Here is a 22,027-nt window from a genome sequence, read left to right as displayed (position 1 = left end):
ATGCCATCCGAAGAGATCAGCACGCCGGCGGTCGAGGCGGCGCGCGCCGCGGGCATCCCCTTCACGGCGACCCGCCACGGTCGCGTCAGCAGCCTCGCGGAGGCGGCGGCCGCCCGTGGCATCGAGCCGCGTGACCTCATCAAGACGCTCGTCGTGCGGCGCGCGGAGGACGACCACGTCTTCGTCCTCGTGCCGGGCGACCGCACGTTCTCGTGGGCCAAGGTCCGGGCCCTGCTCGGCACGAACCGGATCTCGATGCCCGACGCCGACGCCGCCCTGGCGGTCACCGGCTACGAACGCGGCACGATCACGCCCTTCGGGTCGCGCACGCGCCTGCCGGTCATCGCCGACAGCCACCTCGTCGGCCGCCGCATCTCGATCGGCGGCGGGGCGCACGGCGTGGGCCTGACCCTCGAGGGCGACGACGTCATCCGGGTCTTCGACGCGACGGTCGCCGACATCTCCGACGAGGAGACGCACACGTCCCCCTGACCCCTCCCCCGTCGAGAGGCCACGTCGTGCCGGTCCCCACCCGTCGAGAGGCCACGACGTGCCGGTCCCGACCCGTCGAGTGGCCACGATGGGCCGCCTCGCACCGGTCGAGAGGCCACGATGGCGCAGACTGGGCACCATGTCCCGCACCCCGCTCCCGACCAAGCCGTGCGCCCGCTGCGGCCGCACCATCACGTGGCGCAAGGCGTGGGAGCGCGACTGGGACTCGGTGCGCTGGTGCTCCGACAGCTGCCGCAAGCACGGCCTGCGCCAAGTCGACCTGGACCTGCAGGACTCTCTCGAGTCGCTGCTGGACGCGCGCGCCCGTGACGCGTCGGTGTGCCCGAGCGAGGCCGCGCGGGCCGTCGGTGGCAACGACTGGCGCGAGCTCATGGAGCCGGCCCGCTCGGCGGCGCGCCGGCTCGTGGCCGACGGGCGCGCCGAGATCACGCAGGGCGGCCGGGTCGTCGACCCGGACCACGCCAAGGGCCCGATCCGGGTCCGCCGCCCCCGCTGACCGCCCGACGGCATACGCCCTCAGCCCTCCTGCATGGGGATGCGGACGCCGCGCTCGTGCGCGACCCGGTCGGCGATGTCGTAGCCGGCGTCGACGTGGCGGATGACGCCCATCCCCGGGTCGTTGGTCAGCACCCGCGCCAGCTTCTGCGCCGCGAGGTCGGTCCCGTCGGCCAAGGACACCTGGCCGGCATGGAGGCTGCGGCCGATGCCGACGCCGCCGCCGTGGTGGATCGAGACCCAGCTCGCGCCCGAGCTCGTGTTGACGAGGGCGTTGAGCAGCGGCCAGTCGGCGATGGCGTCGGAGCCGTCGGCCATGGCCTCCGTCTCGCGGTAGGGGCTCGCGACCGAACCCGAGTCGAGGTGGTCGCGCCCGATGACGATCGGGGCGCTGACCTCGCCGGTCCGGACGAGCTCGTTGAAGGCCAGGCCGGCCTTGTCGCGCTCGCCGTAGCCGAGCCAGCAGATGCGGGCAGGCAGGCCCTGGAAGGCGATTCGCTCCTGGGCGCCGCGGATCCACTTGTGCAGACGGTCATTGTCGGGGAAGAGGTCGAGCACGGCCCTGTCGGTCGCGGCGATGTCTCGCGGGTCGCCCGAGAGCGCGGCCCAGCGGAACGGACCCTTGCCCTCGCAGAACAGCGGCCGGATGTAGGCGGGCACGAAGCCGGGGAAGTCGAACGCCCGGTCGTAGCCGCCGAGGCGCGCCTCGTCGCGGATGGAGTTGCCGTAGTCGAAGACCTCGGCGCCGGCGTCCTGGAACTCGACCATCGCCTTGACGTGCTTGGCCATCGAGGCGCGGGCCCGGTCGGTGAAGTCCTCGGGCTTCTTCTCGGCGTAGTCGTGCCAGTCGGCGAGGTCGACGCCCTCGGGCAGGTAGCTGAGCGGGTCGTGCGCCGACGTCTGGTCGGTGACGATGTCGATGTCGACGCCGCGGCGCAGCAGCTCGGGGAAGACCTCGGCGGCGTTGCCGACGACGCCGACCGACCAGCCGCGCCGCTCGCGCTTGGCGGCCAGGGCCTTCTCGACCGCCTCGTCCAGCGACCCGGCCACCTCGTCGAGGTAGCGGTGCTCGACGCGCCGGTGCAGCCGCGCCGGGTCGACGTCGACGATGAGGCAGGCGCCGTCGTTGAGGGTGACGGCGAGCGGCTGCGCACCGCCCATGCCGCCGCAGCCGCCGGTCAGGGTCAGGGTGCCCGCGAGCGTGCCGCCGAACCGCTTCTCGGCGACCGCGGCGAACGTCTCGTAGGTGCCCTGGACGATGCCCTGGGTGCCGATGTAGATCCACGACCCGGCGGTCATCTGGCCGTACATCGTCAGGCCCAGGTGCTCGAGCCGGCGGAACTCCGGCCACGTGGCCCAGTCGCCGACGAGGTTGCTGTTGGCGATGAGGACGCGCGGGGCCCACTCGTGGGTCTGCATGACGCCGACCGGACGGCCGGACTGCACGAGCATCGTCTCGTCCTGCTTGAGCGTCGTCAGCGTGCGCACCATCGCGTCGAACGACTTCCAGTCGCGGGCGGCGCGCCCGGTGCCGCCGTAGACGACGAGGTCGTCGGGGCGCTCGGCCACCTCGGGGTCGAGGTTGTTCATGAGCATCCGCAGCGGGGCCTCGGTGGCCCACGACTGCGCCGTCAGCTGCGTCCCGCGCGGGGCGCGGACGGGTCGTGCACCTTCCATGCCACTCTCCTTCGAGTGCGAAAAACGTTGGTATGCCGTGTGGTTCAGCGCAGCGGTCCGGTGACGGACTCGACGGCGGCGAGGACGTCGCCCCCCGTCACCGCGGCGTAGGCGCCCTCGATGTCGGGTGCCAGGAACCGGTCGGGCCCCGGGGTGACGTCGGCACGCTTGTGCAGCGCCGCGATGACGGCGCCCGTGGCGGGCGCGGGCTCGAGCGGCGCCCGCAGCCGTATGCCGCGTGCTGCGGTCAGCAGCTCGATGGCGAGCACCCTGCCCAGCGCGTCGACGGACCGGCGCAGCTTGCGGGCCCCGGACCAGCCCATCGAGACGTGGTCCTCCTGCATGGCCGAGCTGGGGATGGAGTCGACCGAGGCCGGCACGGCGAGGCGCTTGAGCTCGGAGACCATCGCGGCCTGGGTGTACTGGGCGATCATGAGCCCGGAGTCGACGCCGGGGTCGTCGGCGAGGAACGGCGGCAGCCCGTGGTTGCGGGCCTGGTCGAGGAACCGGTCGGTGCGACGCTCGGCCATGGACGCGACGTCGGCCGCGACGATGGCGAGGAAGTCGAGCACGTAGGCGACGGGCGCGCCGTGGAAGTTGCCGTTGGACTCCACGCGGCCGTCGGGCGTCACGACGGGGTTGTCGACGGCGGAGGCGAGCTCGGCGTCGGCGACCCGGGTGGCGTGCTCGACGGTGTCGCGGGCGCCGCCGTGCACCTGCGGCGCGCAGCGCAGCGAGTAGGCGTCCTGCACGCGGGTGCACTGGTCGGTCCGGTGCGACTCACGGATCGGCGAGCCCGCCATGATCGCAAGGATGTTCGCGGCCGAGGCAGCCTGTCCGGGCTGCGGGCGCAGGGCGTGCAGGTCGGCGGCGAAGACGTCGTCGGTGCCGAGCAGGCCCTCGACACTCATCGCGGCCGAGACGTCGGCGACCTTGAGCAGGTGGCGAAGGTCGTGGATGGCCAGGGCCAGCATCCCGAGCATGCCGTCGGTGCCGTTGATGAGGGCCAGACCCTCCTTCTCGGCGAGGACGACCGGTTCGATCCCGTTGTCCCGCAGTGCGGTTGCGGCGTCGGTCAACGTGCCGTCGGCGAGGCGCACGGGCCCCTCGCCCATGACGGCGAGCGCGCAGTGCGACAGCGGCGCGAGGTCGCCCGAGCAGCCGAGGGAGCCGAACTCGTGCACGACCGGGGTGATCCCGGCACTGAGCAGGGCGGCATACGCCCTCGCCGTCTCGAGGCGCACCCCCGTGCGGCCGGTGGCCAGGGTCGACAGGCGCAGCAGCATGAGGGCGCGCACGACCTCGCGCTCGACCTCGGGGCCGGTGCCGGCGGCGTGCGAGCGGACGAGCGAGCGCTGCAGCTGCGCCCGCAGGGGCGTGGGGATGTGGCGGGTGGCGAGGGCACCGAAGCCGGTGGAGACGCCGTAGTGGGGCACCGTGTCGTCGGCCAGGGCCTCGATGACGGCGCGGCTGCGGGCGATCTCGGACTCCGCCTCGGCGGACAGCTCGACGCGCGCGCCGTGGCGGGCGACGGCCACGACGTCGTCGATCGTGAGGGGCCCGGTGCCGACGGTCACGGCCGACACGTCGGTGGCGGGGGCGAGTTGGTTCATGGCTCCCATCGAACCGCGGCAGGGGTGGCGCCGAGGTCCGTCATGCGGGACAATTGTCTCGCATGCGAGACGTCGCCGATCGCACAGGAAGGGGCCACCGGTGTCCAACGCCCCCGCCGCAGCCAACGCGCTCGACGTGCTCGAGCACCTCTCCCGCCACGCGGAGCCCCTCCCTGCCGCGTCCATCGCCCGCGACCTCGGGCTGCCCCGCAGCTCCGTCTACCACCTGCTCAAGGTGCTGCACGGCCGTGGCTACGTCACCCACTACGTCGAGGAACGTCGTTTCGGCCTCGGCCAGGCCGCCTACGAGCTCGGGTCGGCGTACCAGCGGCAGGCGCCGCTGGCGCGCGTGGCCCGCGCCCCGATGCGGCGGCTCGTCGACCAGTGTGGCCGCAACGCCCACTTCGCCACCCTCGACGGGCGCGACGTCATCTACCTCCTCGAGGAGCGCGCGCCCGGCCAGCCGATGCTCGTCACCGACGTCGGCGTGCGCCTGCCCGCGCACCTGACCGCGAGCGGCCTGGCCATGCTGTCCGCCCTCCCCGCGCCGCAGGTCCGCGCGCTCTACCCCGACCGGTCCGCGTTCGTGCAGCGCAACGGCGCCGGGCCCAGCTCGCTCGCGGAGCTGCGCAGCCTCTTGGCCCGGACCCGCACCGACGGGCACGCCCGCGAGGAGGGCACCGTCACGGTGGACCTGTCGTCGGTCGCCGTACCGGTCCTCGACCGGGCCGGCCGGCCGCTCGCGGCCATCGCGCTGACCCTGCGCACCGCCGACGCAAGCCCCGAGCACGTCACCGACCTCGTCGGACGCGCCCGGCTCGCCGCCGCGGACATCGCCCGACGGCTCAGTCCCAGCCCGGCGTCGTCTCCCCGAAATCGACCGACCAAGGAGGCCCCCGTCTCCTAGGGTGCCCGTCATGGACCTGCACCTCGTCGGCGGCGGCTGGGACGACGCCATCGCCCCCACGCTCTACGGCGACTTCGTCGCGGCGGCCGCCCGACGCGCCGGCGCCACTCCGCGCATCCTGCTCGTCGTCATGGGCACCGACCCCGACTCGCTCGAGTACCACGAGAAGTACCTCCACACCCTGGGCCTTGTCGGCGGCCACGAGCTCGTCGTCGAACGCGTCGCCGAGGGCACGCCGTTCGACCCGGCGGCCCTCGAGGGGGTCGACGGCCTCTTCGTCGGCGGCGGGCCGACGCCGGAGTACCACGCGTCCCTCGCGGGCGCCTACCCCCGCATCCGCGCACTGGTCGGGGCCGGCATGCCGTATGCCGGCTTCTCCGCCGGCGCTGCCATCGCGGGCTCCCACGCCGTCATCGGCGGCTGGCGCATCGACGGCGCCCCGGTGTGCCCCGAGGACAGCAACGAGGACCTCGACCCCGTGACGGTCGTCGAGGGCCTCGGCCTCGTGGAGGGCGCGGTCGACGTCCACGCAGCCCAGTGGGGCAACGTCTCCCGGGCGCTGGCCGTGGTCGCCGCCGGGCTCGCGCCCCGGGCGGTCGCCATCGACGAGGGCACCCGGCTCGGCGCCGACGGCGCGGTCGTCGGCTCGGGCCGCGTCTGGCACGTCACGCCCGACCATTCCCAGCCGGGCGGTGCCCTTGTGCGCCCGCAGGGGGCGGCTCAATAGGCTCGGGGCCATGCGCGCCATCACGATCCCCCAGCCCGGAGACGCCGACAGCCTCGTCCTCGCGGATGTGCCCGACCCCGAGGTGCAGGCCGGCCAGGTGCTCGTCGACGTCGTCGCCGCGGGCGTCAACCGCGCCGACGTGATGCAGCGGCTGGGCCACTACCCGCCGCCGCCCGGGGCGTCGGAGTACCCGGGCCTCGAGGTGAGCGGCCGCATCGCCGCGCTCGGCGAGGGTGTCGAGGGCTGGCAGGTCGGCGACGAGGTGTGCGCCCTCCTCGACGGCGGCGGCTACGCCGAGCGCGTCGCCGTCCCCGCCGAGCAGCTGCTCCCGGTGCCGAGCGGCGTCCCGCTCGTCGACGCCGCCGGCCTGCCGGAGGTGGCGTGCACCGTGTGGTCCAACGTCTTCATGGTCGCCAACATCCAGCCCGGCCAGGTGCTCCTGGTCCACGGCGGCAGCTCCGGCATCGGCACCATGGCGATCCAGCTGGGCAAGGCGGTGGGCGCCCACGTCGCCGTCACCGCCGGCAGCCAGGCCAAGCTCGACGTATGCCGTGAGCTCGGCGCCGAGATGCTCGTGAACTACCGCGAGGAGGACTTCGTCGAACGCATCCGTGAGCTGACGAAGGGCCACGGCGCCGACGTCATCCTCGACAACATGGGCGCCAAGTACCTCGCCCGCAACGTCGACGCCCTCGCGACGAGCGGGCGCCTCGTGACCATCGGGCTCATGGGCGGCCGCAAGGGCGAGCTCGACATGGGCAAGCTGCTGGCCAAGCGCGCCGCCGTCATCGCGACGTCGCTGCGGGCGCGTCCGGTGGCCGAGAAGGCCGCCATCGTCGCCGCCGTGCGCGAGCACGTCTGGCCGCTGATCGAGGACGGCAGCGTGCGTCCCGTCATCCACAGCCGCCGCCCGCTCGAGCAGGCGGCCGAGGCGCACCGCGAGATGGAGGCTTCCGGCCACATCGGCAAGATCCTGCTCACGACCTGAGGGGCGGCCGGCTCCGCCGCGTCGGGAGTTTCGGGCCGTGTCGGACTCGTCCGCTGACAGGCCCGGCGGACCGCCATACCGTTGCGCGATGGGCCTCTTCGGCTCGGAGGGGCCTCACGGCAACGGGAGGTTCAGCGTGTTCATCCAGGTCATCCAGGGTCGGTGCAGCGACGCCGACGCCCTCCACCGGCAGATGGACCGGTGGCGCGAAGAGCTCGAGCCGGGAGCGGCCGGCTTCCTCGGCGGGACCTACGGCATCACCGACGACGGCGAGTTCGTCGGGGTCGTGCGCTTCGACTCACGCGAGGCCGCGGAGGCGAACTCCGCGAGACCCGAGCAGGGTGCGTGGTGGGAGGAGGCGTCCCGCTGCTTCGACGGCGAGGTCACCTTCCACGACTGCGACGACGTGATGATGATGCTCGACGGCGGCAGCGACGAGGCCGGCTTCGTGCAGGTCATCCAGGGCCGGCTCAGCGATGCCGACCGCTTCAAGCACGCGATGGAGCAGCCGATGGACCTGCTGCGCCAGGTGCGCCCGGAGATCATCGGCGGCACGATCGCCATCGACGAGGACGGCTTCTTCACCCAGACGATGGCGTTCACCACGGAGGACGCGGCCCGGGAGGGCGAGCAGCAGGCGCCCCCACCCGACGCCCAGCAGATGATGGACGAGATGTCCTCGGCGATGCAGGACGTGAGCTACCACGACCTGCATCACCCCTGGTTCGCCACGGCCGGCGCCCGCTGAGGCGCGACGGCGCAGGGCCGAGCCGCAGCCCGGTCCCGGTCGCTCGACCGTCCGTCACGCCCGCCTGCCCGTGAGGCAGGATGGGGGCCATGACTGACGACGCGAGCCGACAGGGACCGGGCAGCACCGACTCGACGCGCGACGAGCCGCGCATCGTGGTCGTGACCCAGGACGGGATGGGCGTGTCGAGCTCCAACCACGACGCCGGGTCCGACCGCGAGGGGGGCGACGGCGAGCGCCGGGGGGACGGGCAGGAGCACCCGGAGCCGCGCGAGCGCACCAACCCGGCCGACCTCGTCGAGGAGCCGGCCAAGGTCATGCGCATCGGCTCGATGATCAAGCAGCTGCTCGAGGAGGTCCGCAACGCACCGCTCGACGAGGCCGGTCGCCGCCGCCTCGCCGACGTGCACCACCGCTCGCTCGAGGAGCTCAAGGACGGCCTGGCCCCCGAGCTGGTCGCCGAGCTCGACCGGATCGCCCTGCCCTTCCGCGACGAGTCCCCGAGCGACGCCGAGCTGCGCATCGCCCAGGCCCAGCTCGTCGGCTGGCTCGAGGGCCTCTTCCACGGCATCCAGACCGCGCTGGTCGCGCAGCAGATGGCGGCCCAGCAGCAGCTGCAGCAGATGCGGGCGCTGCCGCCGGGACCCGGTGCGTCCTACGGCACGCCGCCCGGGATGCCGCCCGGTGAGCACCACCCGGGTGAGAGCGGCCCGACCGGTCAGTACCTCTGACGCGGCCCGCCTCCGCCCGGCGCGCCTCGGCAGGCCGCCACGTGGTGGGTTGTCGCGGCCGAACCGGCCTCACACCCGCGGCAGGCCGCCATGTGGCGCGTTCTTGCGCGACCGCCGACCCCGGCCACGGACGGCCCATGGCGCGACGACCAGCAGCAGGCACGCGAACCCGACCGCGTAGCTCGCCACGAGGATCACCGCCCCGGCCCACCCGCCGAGCACGCGCGGCCCGAGGGCGAGCAGGACGGCATACGCCATCAGCGACGTGACGACGACGGTCCTGCGCCGGTGAGCCGACCCCATCACCCCTCCTCGTTACGGCTGACCGACCCATGGCAACAGGCGCAGGTGAACGGACGGTGCCGCCCGGGTGGCGCCTGCCCATCCGGTTAGGGTGAGGCGGTGCCACGCGTGCGGGAGCTGCTGGGCGGTGACAACCGCTGGCTGCGCCTTGCCTCGCACGTGCTCAAGTGGCTGGCCATCCTGGTGGCCTGCTACCTCGGCGGGGTCGCGGCGACCAACCTCGCGCCGACGGTCGCGGAGACCTCGCAGTACCGCGCGGTGCTGCGACTCGACCCGATCCCGAGGCACACGCCGGTGTTGCACTCGCCGACCATCATCGGTGACGTCGACGTGGCCTTCGCCTCGCCGATCCTCGCGCCGGGGCTCGACGTGCAGGTGGCCGTGCGCGAGGAGATCACCAACCTCTTCACCCGCCCGAACGTCGACATCCGCTCCCTCCAGCCCTCGTCCGACGAGCTATCCGGCGCCATCACCGACGCCGCCGTGGGGGTCGGCGTGCGCTTCCTCCTCGGGGCGGCCGCCATCGCGGTGCTCCTGGCGCTGGCCTCGCACTACATCCGCCAGCGCACCACCCGCGGGCACCACGTCGCGTTCGTCGCCTCGGCCATGGTGGTCGCGACGGCCGGGACGTTCGGCGGCATCGCCCTGACCTACCAGCCGAGCCGCTTCGCCGAGTACCGCACGAGCGGCGTGCTCGGCGTCGTCCAGCGCAACGCCGGCCTGCTCGCCGACGTCGAGGCGCGGGCCGCGCAGGTCACGCCGTACTTCCGCAACCTGCTCGCCGTCACCCAGGCCCTCCAGCAGAAGTACGTCCAGGGCTCGGTCAACGAGCCGGTGTCGGCGCGCATCCTGCTCGTCTCCGACATCCACGGCGCCAACCAGTACGCCCTGATGCGCACGATCATCGCCGAGGAGGACATCGACGCCGTCATCGACACCGGCGACCTCATCAACTTCGGCCGGGTGCAGGAGGCCGAGGCGGCCGGGATCTTCCGCTCGATCGAGGGGCTCGGGGTGCCGTACGTCTTCGTCAGCGGCAACCACGACCAGTCCTCCGCCACCGACCGCGCCCTCGTGGCCCGCCTCGGCCGCATCCGCAACGTCGTGCTCCTCGAGGACGCGCAGGGCGCGCTGCGCGAGCTGTCGTTCCACGGCCTGCGCATCACCGGCTTCAACGACCCCCGGTGGTTCGGCGACGACAACCAGGACCCCACCGCGAAGGAGAAGCCGGCCGTCGACCGCTACGAGGCGACGATGGCCGACCAGCCCGAGCCCGACGTGGTGGTCGCGCACGAGCCCTACGCCACCCAAGGCATCGACAAGGGCCGGATCCTCGTCAACGGCCACATGCACACGCCCAAGCTCGACGGCAACCGGATCCAGGTCGGCACCTTCACCGGAGGCGGCGTCGTCGCCCACTACGCCGAGGGACCGGGCCAGGAGCTCAACGGGCAGCCGTACGCGTTCGACATCCTCGCGTTCGGCAACGCGTGCGAGCTCAACTCGCTGACCCGCTACACCTTCCGCAACCTGCTCGAGGGGCGCCCGGCGTACGACAGCGTCGAGGTCATCAGCGGCGCCCGCATCGACCCCTACGAACCCGACCGCACCCAGGCCCAGCCGGGCGACACCCCCGCGCCCAAGCGCACGTGCGGCGCCGTCGAGGAGACGACGCTGCGCACCCTTCCTGCGCCGGCGCCGCAGGGCAGCCCCACGTCGACCTCGGGCGGCAGCGCCACGCCGGCGACCCCGACGCCGACCACCTCGACGGTGGCGGTGCCGCCCCGCGTCATCCCCTGAGCTCGGGGAACTGGTCGTCGCGCCACTCGTTCTCGGGGCGGCCGGCGCCCGTCGCGTCGAGCTCCTTCTCCCGGCCGCGCAGCTCGACCCGGCGGATCTTGCCCGAGATCGTCTTGGGCAGCTCGAAGAACTCGATGCGCCGCACCCGCTGCCAGGGCGCGAGCTTCTCGCGGGCGTGCGCGAGGATCGAGCGCGCCGTCTCCTCTCCCGGCTCGTGGCCGGGAGCGAGGGCGATGTACGCCTTGGGCACGGCCAGGCGCACGGGGTCGGGGGCGGGCACGACGGCGGCCTCCGCGACGGCCGGGTGCTCGATGAGCACCGACTCGACCTCGAACGGGCTGATCTTGTAGTCGCTCGCCTTGAACACGTCGTCGGTGCGCCCGATGAAGGAGATGTAGCCGTCGGGGTCGACGGAGGCGACGTCGCCCGTGTGGTAGAAACCGCCGGCCATGGCGTCGGCGTTGCGCTGCTCGTCGCCCTGGTAGCCGGTCATGAGCGGCACCGGGTGCTGCGAGAGGTCGAGGCAGATCTCGCCCTCGTGCTCGCCGTTGGGGTCGGGCTCGACGCGCTCGTTGGTGACGGGGTCGACCACGACGACGGGGCAGCCGGGCAGCGGGCGTCCCATCGAGCCGGGCTTGACCGTCGAGCCGGGGGTGTTGCCGACGGCGGCCGTCATCTCGGTCTGGCCGTAGCCGTCGCGGATCGTCAGCCCCCAGGCCTTCTGCACCTGCGCGATGACCTCGGGGTTGAGCGGCTCGCCGGCGCCGATCACCTCGCGGAGGGAGCCGGGCCCCGCGGAGAGGTCGCTGTTGATGAGCATGCGCCACACGGTGGGCGGCGCGCAGATGGAGGTGACCTCGTGCGTGTGCAGCACCCGGAGCAGCGCGGCCGGGTCGAAGCGGCTGTAGTTGTAGACGAACGCCGTGGCCTCAGCCGCCCACGGCGCGAAGAACGACGACCACGCGTGCTTGGCCCAGCCGGGGCTGCTGATGTTGAGGTGGACGTCGCCGGGTCGCAGCCCGATCCAGTACATCGTCGAAAGGTGCCCGACGGGATAGGAGCGCTGGGTGTGCTCGACGAGCTTGGGCCGGCTCGTCGTCCCGGACGTGAAGTACAGCAGCATCCGGTCGTCCGGGCCGGTGCCCGGGTGCTCGGTCGGCGTCGGGTCGAGGTCGTATGCCGCCGCGTGGTCCGCCCACCCGTCCGTGCCCGTGCCTGCCGGGTCGGCGCCACCGACGGCGACGCGGACGTAGTCGCCCGGCACGTCGTCGAGCTTGTGCACCTCGGAGGCGTTCGTGATGACGGCGCGGGCGGCGCCGCGCTCCATCCGGTCGACGAGGTCGCCGGGGCCGACTGCGGTCGTCGTCGGCATGACGACGGCGCCGAGCTTGATGACGGCGAGCATCGACTCCCACAGCTCGACCTGGTTGCCCAGCATGAGGATGACCGAGTCGCCGCGGCCGATGCCGAGGGCCGCGAGGTGGGCGGCGACCTGGTCGGAGCGGCGCGCCATGTCGTCCCACGTGTACGAACGCGCAGACTCGTCCTGCTCGACGATCGTGAGGCACGGGCGGTCGTTGCCACGGGCCACGGCGTCGAACCAGTCGATGCCCCAGTTCCACCGGTCGCCGAGGTCGGGCCAGGCGAACTCCCGCACCGCACGGTCGTGGTCGCCCCGCAGGGCGAGGAGCTGGTCACGGGCGGCTCGGTACGACGCGGTGGCACCGGCTTCGTCGACAGTGGTGGTCATGTCCCGACCTTGCCACACGCCATCACGGCCCGGGAACGACTGCGCAACGGGCGCGCCCGGTGACGAGGAAGGCCACGAGCGCGAGCGACACGGCCAGGCCGCACACGACCCCGAAGGCGGCGCGGCTCGGTGCGCCGAACCCGGCGAGCACACCACCGGCCACGGCGAGGAAGACGGCGCTCGCCATGGAGGCAGCCATCTGGCCGCCGGCGTTGTTGCGGCCCTGTTCCGCCTCGCCGGAAGCGGCCATCGTCAACACCGACAGGGTGCTCGAGGTCATGCCGATGCCGAGGCCGGCGAGGGCCCAGCCGGTCAGGCCGAGCGCGGTCGGGGCGTCGACCCAGACGAGGAGGCTCGTCGTGGCCAGCCCTGCCGTCAGCAGCCCGAAACCCAGGCGCAGCAGGAGCATCGGCCGATGGGCCAGCCGGGACTGCAGCGCCGAACCGGCCGACCACGTGACGCCGGTGATGCTGAGGCTGATGCCCGCGGTGAGCGGGCCGTGGTGGCGCAGCACCGTGAGCACGAGCGGCAGGAACGCCCCGACCCCCATGAAGCTCGCGCTGAGCAGCCCGCGGAGCGCCACGACGCCGCCGAGCCCGCACGCGGCGCGCAGCGACCCCTCCGGCAGCAGTCGTCGCGCGGAGAGGGTGAGGGCCACCAGTGACGCGGCGAGCACGATGCCCAGGGAGACCGGACCGGCCAGTCCTCCGCCGAGACCGTGGGCGCCGGAACCGGTCGGGCGGTCGGCGACGACACTGAGCGCCACCAGCGCCGCGGCGGCGACGGCGGCCCACGGCAGGACGTCCCGCAGCGAGCGCGCATCCACCGGGCTCTCGACGGCCGACGTACCGGCCGACGTACCGGCCGACGTACCGGCCGACGTACCGGCCGACGTACCGGCCGACGTACCGGCCGACGCGACCGCCGGCCGGAGGGCGAGCCAGACCGGCACGAGCACGACCGGGCCTGCGGCGAAGACCCAGCGCCAGCCGACCGCCTCGGTGACGGCGCCGGTCAGCACCGGACCGAGGACCGAAGGCAGCACCCAGGCCGCAGCGAAGAGCGCCATGACGCGGGGCCGCAGGCGGAGGTCGAGCACGCGGGCGACGAGCACCGTCACCCCCACGTCGAGCAGTCCCTCGGCGAGGCCGCCGAGCAGCCGGCCTGCGACGAGCACCGGCAGGGCGACGGCGCCGGCGGTGGCGAGCATGCCGGCGAGGAAGGTCACGGCTCCGGCGCGGAGCACCGGCGCCGGACCGCGCCGGTCGGCCCACCAGCCGGCCGTCGCCAGCGACACGAGGTACGCGGCGAGCGGGGCGGCGGTGACGACGCCGAAGCTCGTCACCGCGTCGAGGTCACCGAGCATCGTCGGCAGGGCCGTCGAGATCGCCCGGTTCTCGAAGGCGCCGAGGGTCACCAGGGCGACGACGCCGAGGGCGAGCGGCGCGTTGGCGCGGGAGAGGAGCCGGGGCGAGACGGTGTCTGCGGGTGCATCGAGGGTCACGGGCGACAGCGTGCAGGCTCAAGCCCGCTTGAGGTCAAGCCCCGCGGTCCTCAGAGGGGCTGGTCGCTCCCGTCATCGAGCCGGCGGGGCCGGCGCCGCTCCTCGGCGAGCACGGGCCGGTCCGGCGGCTCGGGGGGCAGGAGCTCCTCGTCCTCGTCGACGGCGAAGTCCTCCCGGACGTGGCTGCGTCGGCGCAGGTCGTCCTCGTCGATGAGCCGGTTGACGAGCTGCTGCACCTCGTTGCTGTGCGGGATGTTGGCCAGGTCCTCGTCGGGGCTGTCACCGGCTGACTCGATGTGCAGCGACCCCGACCCGATCATCCGGTCGAGCAGCGTCTGCTGGAAGCTCACGTCGGTGATCTTCGACAGCGTGATGTCCTTGCCGGTCTTGGTGAGGATGCCGCGGCGGACCATGACCCGGTGGCTCGTGACGACGTAGTGCGTCGTGCGCCAGCGCAGGTAGGGCACGACGACGGCCGGGATGGCGACGACGACGAGGACCGCGACGGCGACCCACTGGATCCGGTTGCCGGTGTCGTCGTCCGGCGTCACGACGGCGATCCACACGCACGCGGCGGACAGCAGCAGCCCGAGCAGCGTCGGGACCACGACGGTGAGCCAGTGCGGGTGCAGGTCCCGCTCCACCCGCTCTCCCCTGGCCAGCACGTTCTCCGGGAACCCCACGGTCGTCCTCCTGTCGCCCTGCCTGTCGCCGTCTCGCACTCGCGTGCACCTCAGCCTGACAGGAAGCGGGTGCCCACGCGAGCGCCGCACGGTTCGACTCGCGGGTGAGACGAAGCGCCCCTAATGTCCGAATCGGGACTCGTGCCCGAAGCGTCGTTCGTCTCCCACCGTCTTCCACTCACAAAGGAGTGTGTCGTGAAGAGCAGGTCCCGCATGCCCGGTCCCACCTCGTCCCGTCGCCGCCGGGCTCTCGCGGCCGGCCTCTCCGCCGTCGCCGGTCTCGGCGCCGCCCTGGCCCTCGGCTCGCCGGCCGCCGCAGCCGGCGCGAGCTACGTCGCTCTCGGCGACTCCTACTCCTCGGGCACCGGCACCCGCAGCTACATCAGTGACGGCACCTCCTGCCAGCGCTCGGTCTACGCCTACCCCTCGCTCGACGCGTCGGCGCTCGGGCTCACCCTCACCTTCCGCGCGTGCTCCGGCGCGACCGTCGCCGACGTCACGAACACCCAGCTGACCGCGCTGTCGACCGGCACGGCATACGTGACCATCTCGGTCGGCGGCAACGACGCCGGCTTCGCGAGCGTGCTGACGACGTGCGCGCAGCCGAGCTGGGCCAGCAACTGCAACGGCGCCATCGACACCGCGCAGGGCATCATCACCAACACGCTCCCGGGGCGCCTGGCGACGCTCTACTCCTCGATCCGCGCCAAAGCACCCAACGCCCGTGTCATGGTCGTCGGCTACCCCCGCATCTTCAACGGCGAGGACTGCAACGCCCTGACGTGGTTCTCCCCCACCGAGGAGTCGCGCCTCAACGCCACCGCCGACCTGCTCAACTCCAAGACGGCCACGGCCGCGGCGGGCGCCGGCTTCACGTTCGTCAACCCGACCTCGAAGTTCGTCGGGCACGCCGTCTGCGACAACGTCGAGTGGCTCAACGGCCTGTCGAGTCCGACGACCGAGAGCTACCACCCCAACATCGCCGGCCACCGCGACGGCTATGCCGTCCTGACCAAGCCGGCCTTCGGCATCACCGCGACGCTCTCCCCGACCCGGGCCGAGGCCAAGGCGGTCGCCTCCGCCGACTCGCTGGCCCGCGACGCGAGCAGGTATGCCGCCGTCGACCGCACGATCACCCCCGAGCGCTTCGTCGCTCCCGACCTGCACAGCCCCGCGATGCGCGCGGCGGCGGCCCGCGCCGGGGTGGACCTCAGCAGCCGCGCGAGCATCGACGCAGCCGACCGACTGTGGTCGGCACGGCAGGACGCCGAGCGGCAGGAGGCCGCCCGCCGCTGACCGCGCCCGCCTAGGGTGGCCCCGTGCGCTACGACGACATCATCATCGGGGCCGGTCACAACGGCCTGACGGCCGCCGCCTACCTCGCCCGAGCCGGCCGCAGCGTCCTCGTGCTCGAGCGGCTCGACCACGTGGGCGGTGCGGCCGTCTCGGCCCGCGCGTTCGCCGGCGTCGACGCGCGGCTGTCGCGCTACTCCTACCTCGTCTCGCTCCTGCCGCGCCAGGTGCTGACCGACCTCGACCTCGACCTGCGCCTCATCCGCCGGCGGTTCTCCTCCTACACGCCGGTCCCGTCCGACCCCGCCCGTGGGCTGCTCGTGGACAACGCCGACGAGGCCGCGACGCGCGCCGCCTTCCGGTCCCTCACCGGAGGCGACGACGCGTATGCCGGGTGGACCGACTTCTACGGCCGCATGACCGCCGTGGCCGGCCGGGTCTTCCCCACGGTCCTCGAGCCGCTGCGGTCTCGCGAGCAGGTGCGGGCGCTCTCGGGTGACGAGGACCTCTTCGACGCCCTGACGACGCGGCCGCTCGGCGAGCTCGTCGAGTCGGTGACCGACGACGACACCCTGCGAGGCATCATCGCCACCGACGCCCTCATCGGCACGTTCGCCTCGCTCGGCGAGAGCGACCTGCGCCAGAACGTCTGCTTCCTCTACCACCTCATCGGCGGCGGCACCGGCGACTGGGACGTCCCGGTCGGCGGCATGGGCGCCCTGACCGACTCCCTTGCGGCAGCGGCGGCCTCGGCCGGCGCGACCGTCCTGACCGGAGCAGAGGTGACGTCGGTCGACCCGTCGTCGGGCGAGGTGCGGTGGTCCGGCGGGAGTGCCGGCAGCGGCAGCGCCCACGGTGGCACCCTCGTCGCCGGGTGCGCGCCGGCGGTGCTGAACCGGCTCCTCGCGGCGGCCGGCGCCGAGCCCGTCGACACCGAGGCCGACGTCGAGGGCGCGCAGCTCAAGGTCAACATGCTCCTGACCCGCCTGCCCCGGCTGCGCGACGCGTCCGTCGACCCGGCCGCCGCCTTCGCCGGCACCTTCCACATCAACGAGGGCTACGCCCAGCTCGAGCAGGCGTATGCCGCCGCGCGCGACGGACGCATCCCCGAGCTGCCGCCGTGCGAGATCTACTGCCACACCCTGTCCGACCGCTCGATCCTGGGCGCGGACCTCGCCGCGACGGACGCGCAGACGCTGACGCTCTTCGGCCTGCACCTGCCGGCGCGGCTCTTCCGGGCCGACAACGAGAAGGCGACGCAGGAGGCGCTCGAGGCGACCCTGCGCTCCCTCGACTCGGTGCTGGGCGAGCCGATCGAGTCGGTGCTGGCCCGCGACGCGGACGGCAAGCCGTGCATCGAGGTCAAGAGCCCCGTCGACCTCGAGCAGTCGGTCGGACTGCCGGGCGGCAACATCTTCCACCGCTCGCTGCAGTGGCCCTGGGCCGAGGGCGACTCCGAGGTGGGCACCTGGGGCGTCGAGACGGCATACGGCAACGTCCTGCTCGCCGGGGCGGGGGCGCGTCGTGGGGGCGGCGTCAGCGCGATCCCCGGCCACAACGCCGCCGCGGCGATCCTCGGCTGAGCGGCCGTCAGCCCGGCCACACCCCCGAGCTGCCGCGCCGATGGCTGCCGAGCAGGTGGGTGTCGATGATGCCGACGGCCTCCATGAGGGCATACATCGTCGTCGGGCCGACGAAGGCAAACCCCTTCTTGCGCAAGGCCTTCGAGAGCGCCTTGCTCTCGGCGGATACGGTCGGCACGTCTGCGTGGGACTCGGGCCGCGGGGTCTCGGTGGGCTGAAAGCTCCACACGAAGTCGACGAGTCCGCCCTCCTCGCGCAGCGCGACCGTCGCGCGGGCGTTGGTGATGGTGGCCTGGATCTTGCCGCGGTGGCGGATGATGCCGGCGTCGCCGAGCAGCCGCTCGACGTCGTCGTCGGTGAAGGTCGCGACGACGTCGGGGTCGAAGTCGGCGAAGGCCGCGCGGAAGTTGGGGCGCTTGCGCAGGATGGTGGCCCAGGACAGCCCGGACTGGAAGCCCTCGAGGCAGATCCGCTCGTAGAGCCCGCGCTCGTCCCGGACGGGCATGCCCCACTCGGTGTCGTAGTAGTGCATGAGGAGGGGGTCCACGGACGCCCAGGTGGGGCGGGAGAGCCCGTCAGCGCCGACGACGGTCATGCTGCGGAGTCCGCGGTCAGCAGTCGACGCATCACGACGCGGGGGAAGCCGCCGGAGATGCTGTCGGTGTCGGCGACCTTGGTGAAGCCGGCACGCTCGAACAGGGCTCGGGTGCCGACGTACGCCATGGTCAGGTCGACCTTCGCCCCGCGGTTGTCGACGGGGTAGCCCTCCACCGCCGGTGCGCCGTTCTCACCGGCGTAGCGGACGGCGCCCTCGAGGAGCGGGAGGGTGATCCCGCGGCCACGGTGCCCGGGGCGGACGCGCACACACCACGCCGACCACACCGGCAGGTCGTCGACGTGCGGGATCTTCCGGGACCGCGCGAACGGCAGCTCGGCCCGGGGTGCGACGGCTGCCCAGCCGACGACCTCATCGCCGTCGTAGGCGAGGACACCGGGGGCCACGTCCCGCCCGCAGAGCTCGCGGACGTAGGCGCCACGCGCCGGTCCGAGCAGGCTGCGGCTCTCCTTGGCCGGCAGCCGGTGGCTCAGGCACCAGCAGACCGTCGACGTGGGGTTCTTCGGGCCGAGCATCGTCGCGACGTCGGCGAAGCGCTCTGCCGTGGCCGGGTGCACCTCGAAGTTCATGTGCACACGCTAGCCATCGGTGCCGACCGGCCGTCGACCCGGCGTGCCCGGTCACCAGCCCCATCCCCTCAGATGCTGACTTGGGAGGCCACGAGCACCGCGACCGCCGCGGCCTGGGCGACGACGACGGCAACGAGGCTCCGGTCACGCCCGCGACTGGCCGGCACAGCCGCGACGACGAAGGTCGCAACGGCCAGCAGCAGCGCCACCACTCCTGCCGTCTGGCCGAGGTAGGAGGTCAGCACCTCGGCGCGCGTCATGGTCCGGTCGCCACCGAAACCGCTGGGCCCGAAACCGACCGCTACTGCGAGCACGAAGCAGTCGACAGGTGCGAGCAGGAGCGTGACGAGGAGGCATAGCGCGACGAGACCTCGTCGCGAGTGCCCCCGCTCACCCGACGACGGCACCGACGCCCGCCTCCCCTGTCACGGGTTCAGTGTGGTGCGACCCAGTCGCCGACGGCCGAAGTTCGGGAAGATCTGGACGGGACAGAATGGCGCCGTGACCCGCGACCCGTATGCCGGACTCGACCTCGAGTCGCTCGACCTGCGCGCCCAGCCCGAGCTCTACCGCGTCGGTCGGGGCGAGCAGGGCGTGCTGCGGGTCCAGCCCTACAAGGACGAGCTGCTGCCGCTGTGGCGCTTCCGCACCCCGGACGTCGCCCGTGAGAGCGCGGCTGCGCTCCGGGCGAAGTTCGACGACTACCTCGCGGCGGGCGACCTGGTGGGTGCGGACATGGCGCGCAAGTTCCTGCAGATGGGCTACACGCGGGCCCGGCGCTACGCCAACCACCCCGGCGGCCGGAAGTACGACGGCCCCGTGCCGCCGGAGGAGCGCGGGAGGAGCGGCGCCCACGGGCGTGCCGAGCTCCCACGTGGGCCCGAGGACGCGCAGAAGGCGGAGGCCGCACGCGTGTTCAAGGAGGCCTGGGACGCCGTCGAGCAGGTCAGCGCGTACACGGACTGGCGGTCGAGGCATCGAACCGAGCACGGCTGAGCGGCGCTTCCGCGACCGTTTTGTCGTTTTCGCACGCATTCGCAGCTCCTCCCTCGTACCGTGGCGACACGGCATACGGCCCGGTCACCGGAGGAACCATGACGACGACCACGAAGCACACCGCACGGCGCGCCGTCCTGGTGCTGGCTGCGACCGCGACGCTCGGCCTGGCGCCCCTCGGGGCCACGTCAGGGTCCGCCGAGGCGGCGACGACGACCGTGCAGCAGCAGGTGGTCCAGCTCGTCAACGCGCAGCGGGCCAGGGTGGGCTGCCGCGCCCTGGTCACCGACGCCCGGTTGTCGCGCGCGGCCCAGGCGCACTCCGTCGACATGGCCCGGCGCGGCTACTTCTCGCACACGAGTCTCGACGGGCGCACGTTCGTGCAGCGCATCCGCGCGCAGGGCTACACCGGGTCGCGGCTCGGCGAGAACATCGCGGCGGGCCAGCCCACGGCGAAGGCGGTCATGGACGCCTGGATGAAGAGCCCCGGCCACCGGGCCAACATCCTCAACTGCCGCTACACCGCGATCGGCGTCGGCGCCGCCGTCGGCGGGCCCTACCGCTACTACTGGACGCAGGACTTCGGCGGCTGACCGCGGGCGGGCCGCTCAGCGGGGTGGCAGGAGCCGGAACTCGTTGCCGTCCGGGTCGGCCAACGTCACGCCTGAGGCATCCCCACCGTCGGTGTCCAGCCGGCTCGCGCCCAGGGCGACGAGTCGCTCGACCTCGGCACGAAGGTCCTCCTCCGCAGCCGGCGTGACGGCGAGATACATCCGGTTGACGCCGGTTCTCGGACTCAGCGGTGGGCCGCCCCAGGCGATCTTCGCGCCCCCTCGCGGGGACTGGATGGCCGTCTCCTGGTCCTGGTCCCACACGAGTGGCCAGCCGAGGGCGTCCCTCCAGAAGTAGCCGACCTCCTGCGAACCGTCGCAGGCCAGCTCGCCCAGGAAGCCGCAGCCCGCGAGGTACGCGTTGCCGGCCTCGATGACGCAGAACTCGTTGCCCTCGGGGTCGGCCAGGACGACGTGGCCCTCCTCGGGCTTCTGCCCGACGTCGAGGTGGCGGCCACCGAGCTCGAGCGCCCGAGCCACCGTGGCCTGCTGGTCGGCGGGTGATTCGCTCGTCAGGTGCAGGTGGACCTGGTTGGGTCCGGTCCTCGGCGTGGCGCCGGGCTCGAAGCGGATCGGGAACTCGACGTCCTCGTTCGGCAGCACCGTCCGGCCGTCGCCGTCGATCTCTCGTCGGAGCAGTCCGGCCCAGAAGCGGGCGAGCGTGTCGGGGTCGTTCGCCCGGTGGCAGAGCTCGACGAGGTGAGAGGCCATTGCTCGACGCTAGGGCGCAGCCTGTCTTCTCCTCAACGCGTTATCGGTGGGCGCGAGCCGCACCGTGTCACGTGGGGGTGAAGTCGACGAGGTGCAGGTGCAGTGGTCCGCCGGATGGGGCGGGGTAGCTGCGGCCGAGGCGTGCGGGCGGTCTGCCGCGGCTGTGGGGCGGCGGGTCGGGTTCGGTGGTGGCATCTGTGATGGCCGCGAGGGTGGCTGGGGGTGGGGGTTGGGGTGGGCCGATGTGCAGGCCGGTGTGGGTGGTGAAGGCGAGCCCGTCGGGTCGGGTGGGGTCGCCGGTGATGGCGAACTCGCCGCGGTGGTGTCCGTCATGGTGGAACGGGCACAGGGCCAGCAGGTTGGTGACGTCGGTGGGGCCGCCGTCGCGCCAGTGGGTCAGGTGGTGGACCTCGAGGTGGACGGTGGCGCCGCAGCCGGGGAAGCGGCAGCCGCGGTCGCGATCCAGCACCAGGACGCGGGTGCGGTGCGGGACGACGCGGAGGGTGCGGCCGACGTTGACGGGGTGCCCGTCGGTCTGCCAGACCGGGGTGAGGGTGCCGTCGCAGGTCAGGCCGTCGACGATGTGGTGCGGGAGGCGGGGTCGGCCGGTGAGCCAGCCGCCGTCGGTGTCCAGGTGCACCTGCACCCGGTACCGCGCCCGCCGCGCCGCACCGCCCGAGGCGCTCGTGCCGGTGGCGTCGAGGGAGCGGGTGGCCATCAGCTGCAGGGCGTCGGCCCAGGTGACCCGGGGCGTGCCGCCGTCGGCGGGGCGCCGGTTCGGGTCGGTCACGTCGCCGTTGAGGGCCTGCCGGTCCGGCTCCGTCCCGGGCTCGGTCAGGGTATGGAAGAGGTGGTCCTTGGCCTCGGTGAGCGCGGCCTCGATGAGCGCGCCGACCTCGGCGGGGGCGTCGTAGCGCAGCCGGAACCGGCCGTCCGCGTCGACGCCCATCGACAGCCGCGCCGGCTCCACCGGCTCCGGCTGGGCGGCCACCGGTTCGGCGCTCTCCGGTTCGGTGTCCTCGGCCGGTTCGGGGACGAGCTCTCCGGCGGCGTTGACGACCGGCTCGGGGAGGGTGAAGTCGTAGCGGGTGACGCTGCGCTGCAGCTGGGTGACCGTGGCGTGCTGCGCGAACGCGGCGACCGTCGCGTCGAACGCGGCCGGGGTGTGCCGGGCCACGACCGCGGCCTGGTCCAGGCTGATCCGCCCCT

23 protein-coding genes are annotated in these 22,027 nt (G+C 73.2%); 12 read left to right on the top strand and 11 right to left on the bottom strand.

Going from position 1 to position 22,027, the window contains the following annotated elements; all coding sequences use genetic code 11:
• Positions 1 to 492 carry a YbaK/EbsC family protein gene (locus ABD241_RS11780; RefSeq protein WP_142219544.1) on the top strand — a complete coding sequence of 164 codons (492 nt, stop codon included), beginning with the start codon at positions 1 to 3 and terminating at the stop codon, positions 490 to 492.
• A gap of 139 nt (positions 493 to 631) precedes the next feature.
• A complete protein-coding gene (locus ABD241_RS11775; RefSeq protein ID WP_344062407.1) occupies positions 632 to 1,009 on the top strand; it encodes a DUF3253 domain-containing protein in 378 nt (125 codons plus the stop codon).
• 20 nt (positions 1,010 to 1,029) lie between these two features.
• On the opposite strand, the gene hutU is transcribed toward ABD241_RS11775, so the two are convergent.
• Positions 1,030 to 2,685: a urocanate hydratase gene (hutU, locus tag ABD241_RS11770; RefSeq protein ID WP_344062404.1), complete on the bottom strand. Its 1,656-nt coding sequence runs from the start codon at positions 2,683 to 2,685 to the stop codon at positions 1,030 to 1,032.
• 44 nt (positions 2,686 to 2,729) lie between these two features.
• On the bottom strand, positions 2,730 to 4,298 hold the full coding sequence (gene hutH / locus ABD241_RS11765; RefSeq protein WP_344062401.1) for a histidine ammonia-lyase: 1,569 nt from the start codon (positions 4,296 to 4,298) through the stop codon (positions 2,730 to 2,732).
• Between the two features lie 100 nt (positions 4,299 to 4,398).
• Here hutH and ABD241_RS11760 point away from each other — a divergent pair, with 100 nt between their 5' ends.
• From ABD241_RS11760 to ABD241_RS11740, 5 genes are all read left to right on the top strand, one after another.
• Entirely contained in the window at positions 4,399 to 5,205 is an 807-nt protein-coding gene (locus ABD241_RS11760; protein WP_344062398.1) for an IclR family transcriptional regulator, read from the top strand.
• Positions 5,206 to 5,215: 10 nt separating this feature from the next.
• Entirely contained in the window at positions 5,216 to 5,932 is a 717-nt protein-coding gene (locus tag ABD241_RS11755) for a Type 1 glutamine amidotransferase-like domain-containing protein (RefSeq protein ID WP_344062395.1), read from the top strand.
• 10 nt (positions 5,933 to 5,942) lie between these two features.
• Complete coding sequence (locus tag ABD241_RS11750; RefSeq protein WP_344062392.1) at positions 5,943 to 6,920, top strand: NAD(P)H-quinone oxidoreductase; 978 nt, start codon at positions 5,943 to 5,945, stop codon at positions 6,918 to 6,920.
• A gap of 88 nt (positions 6,921 to 7,008) precedes the next feature.
• A complete protein-coding gene (locus ABD241_RS11745; protein ID WP_344062389.1) occupies positions 7,009 to 7,668 on the top strand; it encodes a hypothetical protein in 660 nt (219 codons plus the stop codon).
• A gap of 89 nt (positions 7,669 to 7,757) precedes the next feature.
• Positions 7,758 to 8,399 (top strand): bacterial proteasome activator family protein, encoded by a 642-nt coding sequence (locus ABD241_RS11740; protein ID WP_344062386.1) that lies wholly within the window; start codon positions 7,758 to 7,760, stop codon positions 8,397 to 8,399.
• A 69-nt stretch (positions 8,400 to 8,468) separates the two neighbouring features.
• On the opposite strand, the gene ABD241_RS11735 is transcribed toward ABD241_RS11740, so the two are convergent.
• A complete protein-coding gene (locus ABD241_RS11735; RefSeq protein ID WP_344062383.1) occupies positions 8,469 to 8,702 on the bottom strand; it encodes a hypothetical protein in 234 nt (77 codons plus the stop codon).
• A 99-nt stretch (positions 8,703 to 8,801) separates the two neighbouring features.
• On the opposite strand from ABD241_RS11735, the gene ABD241_RS11730 reads away from it, so the two are divergent.
• Positions 8,802 to 10,502, top strand: a complete 1,701-nt coding sequence (locus ABD241_RS11730) for a metallophosphoesterase family protein (RefSeq protein WP_344062380.1) — start codon at positions 8,802 to 8,804, stop codon at positions 10,500 to 10,502.
• Here the strand turns inward: ABD241_RS11730 and ABD241_RS11725 are convergent.
• Genes ABD241_RS11725 through ABD241_RS11715 form a run of 3 tightly spaced genes read right to left on the bottom strand, consistent with a single transcriptional unit; the run spans position 10,492 to position 14,439 of the window.
• Complete coding sequence (locus ABD241_RS11725) at positions 10,492 to 12,252, bottom strand: AMP-binding protein (RefSeq protein ID WP_344062377.1); 1,761 nt, start codon at positions 12,250 to 12,252, stop codon at positions 10,492 to 10,494. The two genes, ABD241_RS11730 and ABD241_RS11725, sit on opposite strands and share 11 nt — an antisense overlap.
• A gap of 22 nt (positions 12,253 to 12,274) precedes the next feature.
• Positions 12,275 to 13,756, bottom strand: coding sequence for an MFS transporter (locus tag ABD241_RS11720; protein WP_344062374.1), 1,482 nt, complete (start codon positions 13,754 to 13,756; stop codon positions 12,275 to 12,277).
• A 50-nt stretch (positions 13,757 to 13,806) separates the two neighbouring features.
• Entirely contained in the window at positions 13,807 to 14,439 is a 633-nt protein-coding gene (locus ABD241_RS11715; RefSeq protein WP_344062371.1) for a PH domain-containing protein, read from the bottom strand.
• A 195-nt stretch (positions 14,440 to 14,634) separates the two neighbouring features.
• Between ABD241_RS11715 and ABD241_RS11710 the strand changes: the two genes are divergently transcribed.
• Both ABD241_RS11710 and ABD241_RS11705 read left to right on the top strand, forming a co-directional pair.
• Complete coding sequence (locus ABD241_RS11710) at positions 14,635 to 15,735, top strand: SGNH/GDSL hydrolase family protein (protein ID WP_344062367.1); 1,101 nt, start codon at positions 14,635 to 14,637, stop codon at positions 15,733 to 15,735.
• Positions 15,736 to 15,758: 23 nt separating this feature from the next.
• Complete coding sequence (locus tag ABD241_RS11705; protein WP_344062364.1) at positions 15,759 to 17,315, top strand: phytoene desaturase family protein; 1,557 nt, start codon at positions 15,759 to 15,761, stop codon at positions 17,313 to 17,315.
• A gap of 7 nt (positions 17,316 to 17,322) precedes the next feature.
• Here ABD241_RS11705 and ABD241_RS11700 read toward each other — a convergent pair whose 3' ends face one another.
• From ABD241_RS11700 to ABD241_RS11690, 3 genes are all read right to left on the bottom strand, one after another.
• Positions 17,323 to 17,910 (bottom strand): DNA-3-methyladenine glycosylase I, encoded by a 588-nt coding sequence (locus tag ABD241_RS11700; protein WP_344062361.1) that lies wholly within the window; start codon positions 17,908 to 17,910, stop codon positions 17,323 to 17,325.
• Complete coding sequence (locus ABD241_RS11695; protein ID WP_344062358.1) at positions 17,907 to 18,500, bottom strand: GNAT family N-acetyltransferase; 594 nt, start codon at positions 18,498 to 18,500, stop codon at positions 17,907 to 17,909. The genes ABD241_RS11700 and ABD241_RS11695 overlap by 4 nt, the downstream gene beginning before the upstream one ends.
• A gap of 68 nt (positions 18,501 to 18,568) precedes the next feature.
• Positions 18,569 to 18,760 (bottom strand): hypothetical protein, encoded by a 192-nt coding sequence (locus ABD241_RS11690; RefSeq protein WP_344062356.1) that lies wholly within the window; start codon positions 18,758 to 18,760, stop codon positions 18,569 to 18,571.
• Positions 18,761 to 19,001: 241 nt separating this feature from the next.
• Between ABD241_RS11690 and ABD241_RS11685 the strand changes: the two genes are divergently transcribed.
• Complete coding sequence (locus tag ABD241_RS11685; protein ID WP_344062354.1) at positions 19,002 to 19,496, top strand: DUF4385 domain-containing protein; 495 nt, start codon at positions 19,002 to 19,004, stop codon at positions 19,494 to 19,496.
• A 98-nt stretch (positions 19,497 to 19,594) separates the two neighbouring features.
• Positions 19,595 to 20,089, top strand: a complete 495-nt coding sequence (locus ABD241_RS11680; RefSeq protein ID WP_344062352.1) for a CAP domain-containing protein — start codon at positions 19,595 to 19,597, stop codon at positions 20,087 to 20,089.
• Between the two features lie 15 nt (positions 20,090 to 20,104).
• Here ABD241_RS11680 and ABD241_RS11675 read toward each other — a convergent pair whose 3' ends face one another.
• Both ABD241_RS11675 and ABD241_RS11670 read right to left on the bottom strand, forming a co-directional pair.
• Positions 20,105 to 20,818, bottom strand: a complete 714-nt coding sequence (locus ABD241_RS11675) for a VOC family protein (protein ID WP_344062350.1) — start codon at positions 20,816 to 20,818, stop codon at positions 20,105 to 20,107.
• 67 nt (positions 20,819 to 20,885) lie between these two features.
• Positions 20,886 to 22,027, bottom strand: a 1,142-nt coding sequence (locus tag ABD241_RS11670) for an HNH endonuclease signature motif containing protein (protein ID WP_344062348.1), incomplete at its 5' end; no start/stop codon positions are given.

This window comes from Terrabacter lapilli (assembly GCF_039531305.1).
GTDB lineage: Bacteria > Actinomycetota > Actinomycetes > Actinomycetales > Dermatophilaceae > Terrabacter > Terrabacter lapilli.
Note: the sequence above shows the minus strand (reverse complement) of the source record. Positions and strands in the feature narration are given on the sequence as shown.

Bases quoted from the DNA above. Each gene is read 5' to 3' on its own strand.
- hutH (WP_344062401.1), bottom strand. From the start codon at position 4,298: ATGAACCAACTCGCCCCCGCCACCGACGTGTCGGCCGTGACCGTCGGC.
- ABD241_RS11700 (WP_344062361.1), bottom strand. From the start codon at position 17,910: ATGACCGTCGTCGGCGCTGACGGGCTCTCCCGCCCCACCTGGGCGTCC.
- ABD241_RS11745 (WP_344062389.1), top strand. From the start codon at position 7,009: ATGGGCCTCTTCGGCTCGGAGGGGCCTCACGGCAACGGGAGGTTCAGC.
- ABD241_RS11750 (WP_344062392.1), top strand. From the start codon at position 5,943: ATGCGCGCCATCACGATCCCCCAGCCCGGAGACGCCGACAGCCTCGTC.
- ABD241_RS11725 (WP_344062377.1), bottom strand. From the start codon at position 12,252: ATGACCACCACTGTCGACGAAGCCGGTGCCACCGCGTCGTACCGAGCC.
- hutU (WP_344062404.1), bottom strand. From the start codon at position 2,685: ATGGAAGGTGCACGACCCGTCCGCGCCCCGCGCGGGACGCAGCTGACG.
- ABD241_RS11695 (WP_344062358.1), bottom strand. From the start codon at position 18,500: ATGAACTTCGAGGTGCACCCGGCCACGGCAGAGCGCTTCGCCGACGTC.
- ABD241_RS11775 (WP_344062407.1), top strand. From the start codon at position 632: ATGTCCCGCACCCCGCTCCCGACCAAGCCGTGCGCCCGCTGCGGCCGC.
- ABD241_RS11675 (WP_344062350.1), bottom strand. From the start codon at position 20,818: ATGGCCTCTCACCTCGTCGAGCTCTGCCACCGGGCGAACGACCCCGAC.
- ABD241_RS11735 (WP_344062383.1), bottom strand. From the start codon at position 8,702: ATGGGGTCGGCTCACCGGCGCAGGACCGTCGTCGTCACGTCGCTGATG.
- ABD241_RS11755 (WP_344062395.1), top strand. From the start codon at position 5,216: ATGGACCTGCACCTCGTCGGCGGCGGCTGGGACGACGCCATCGCCCCC.
- ABD241_RS11680 (WP_344062352.1), top strand. From the start codon at position 19,595: ATGACGACGACCACGAAGCACACCGCACGGCGCGCCGTCCTGGTGCTG.
- ABD241_RS11740 (WP_344062386.1), top strand. From the start codon at position 7,758: ATGACTGACGACGCGAGCCGACAGGGACCGGGCAGCACCGACTCGACG.
- ABD241_RS11690 (WP_344062356.1), bottom strand. From the start codon at position 18,760: ATGACGCGCGCCGAGGTGCTGACCTCCTACCTCGGCCAGACGGCAGGA.
- ABD241_RS11780 (WP_142219544.1), top strand. From the start codon at position 1: ATGCCATCCGAAGAGATCAGCACGCCGGCGGTCGAGGCGGCGCGCGCC.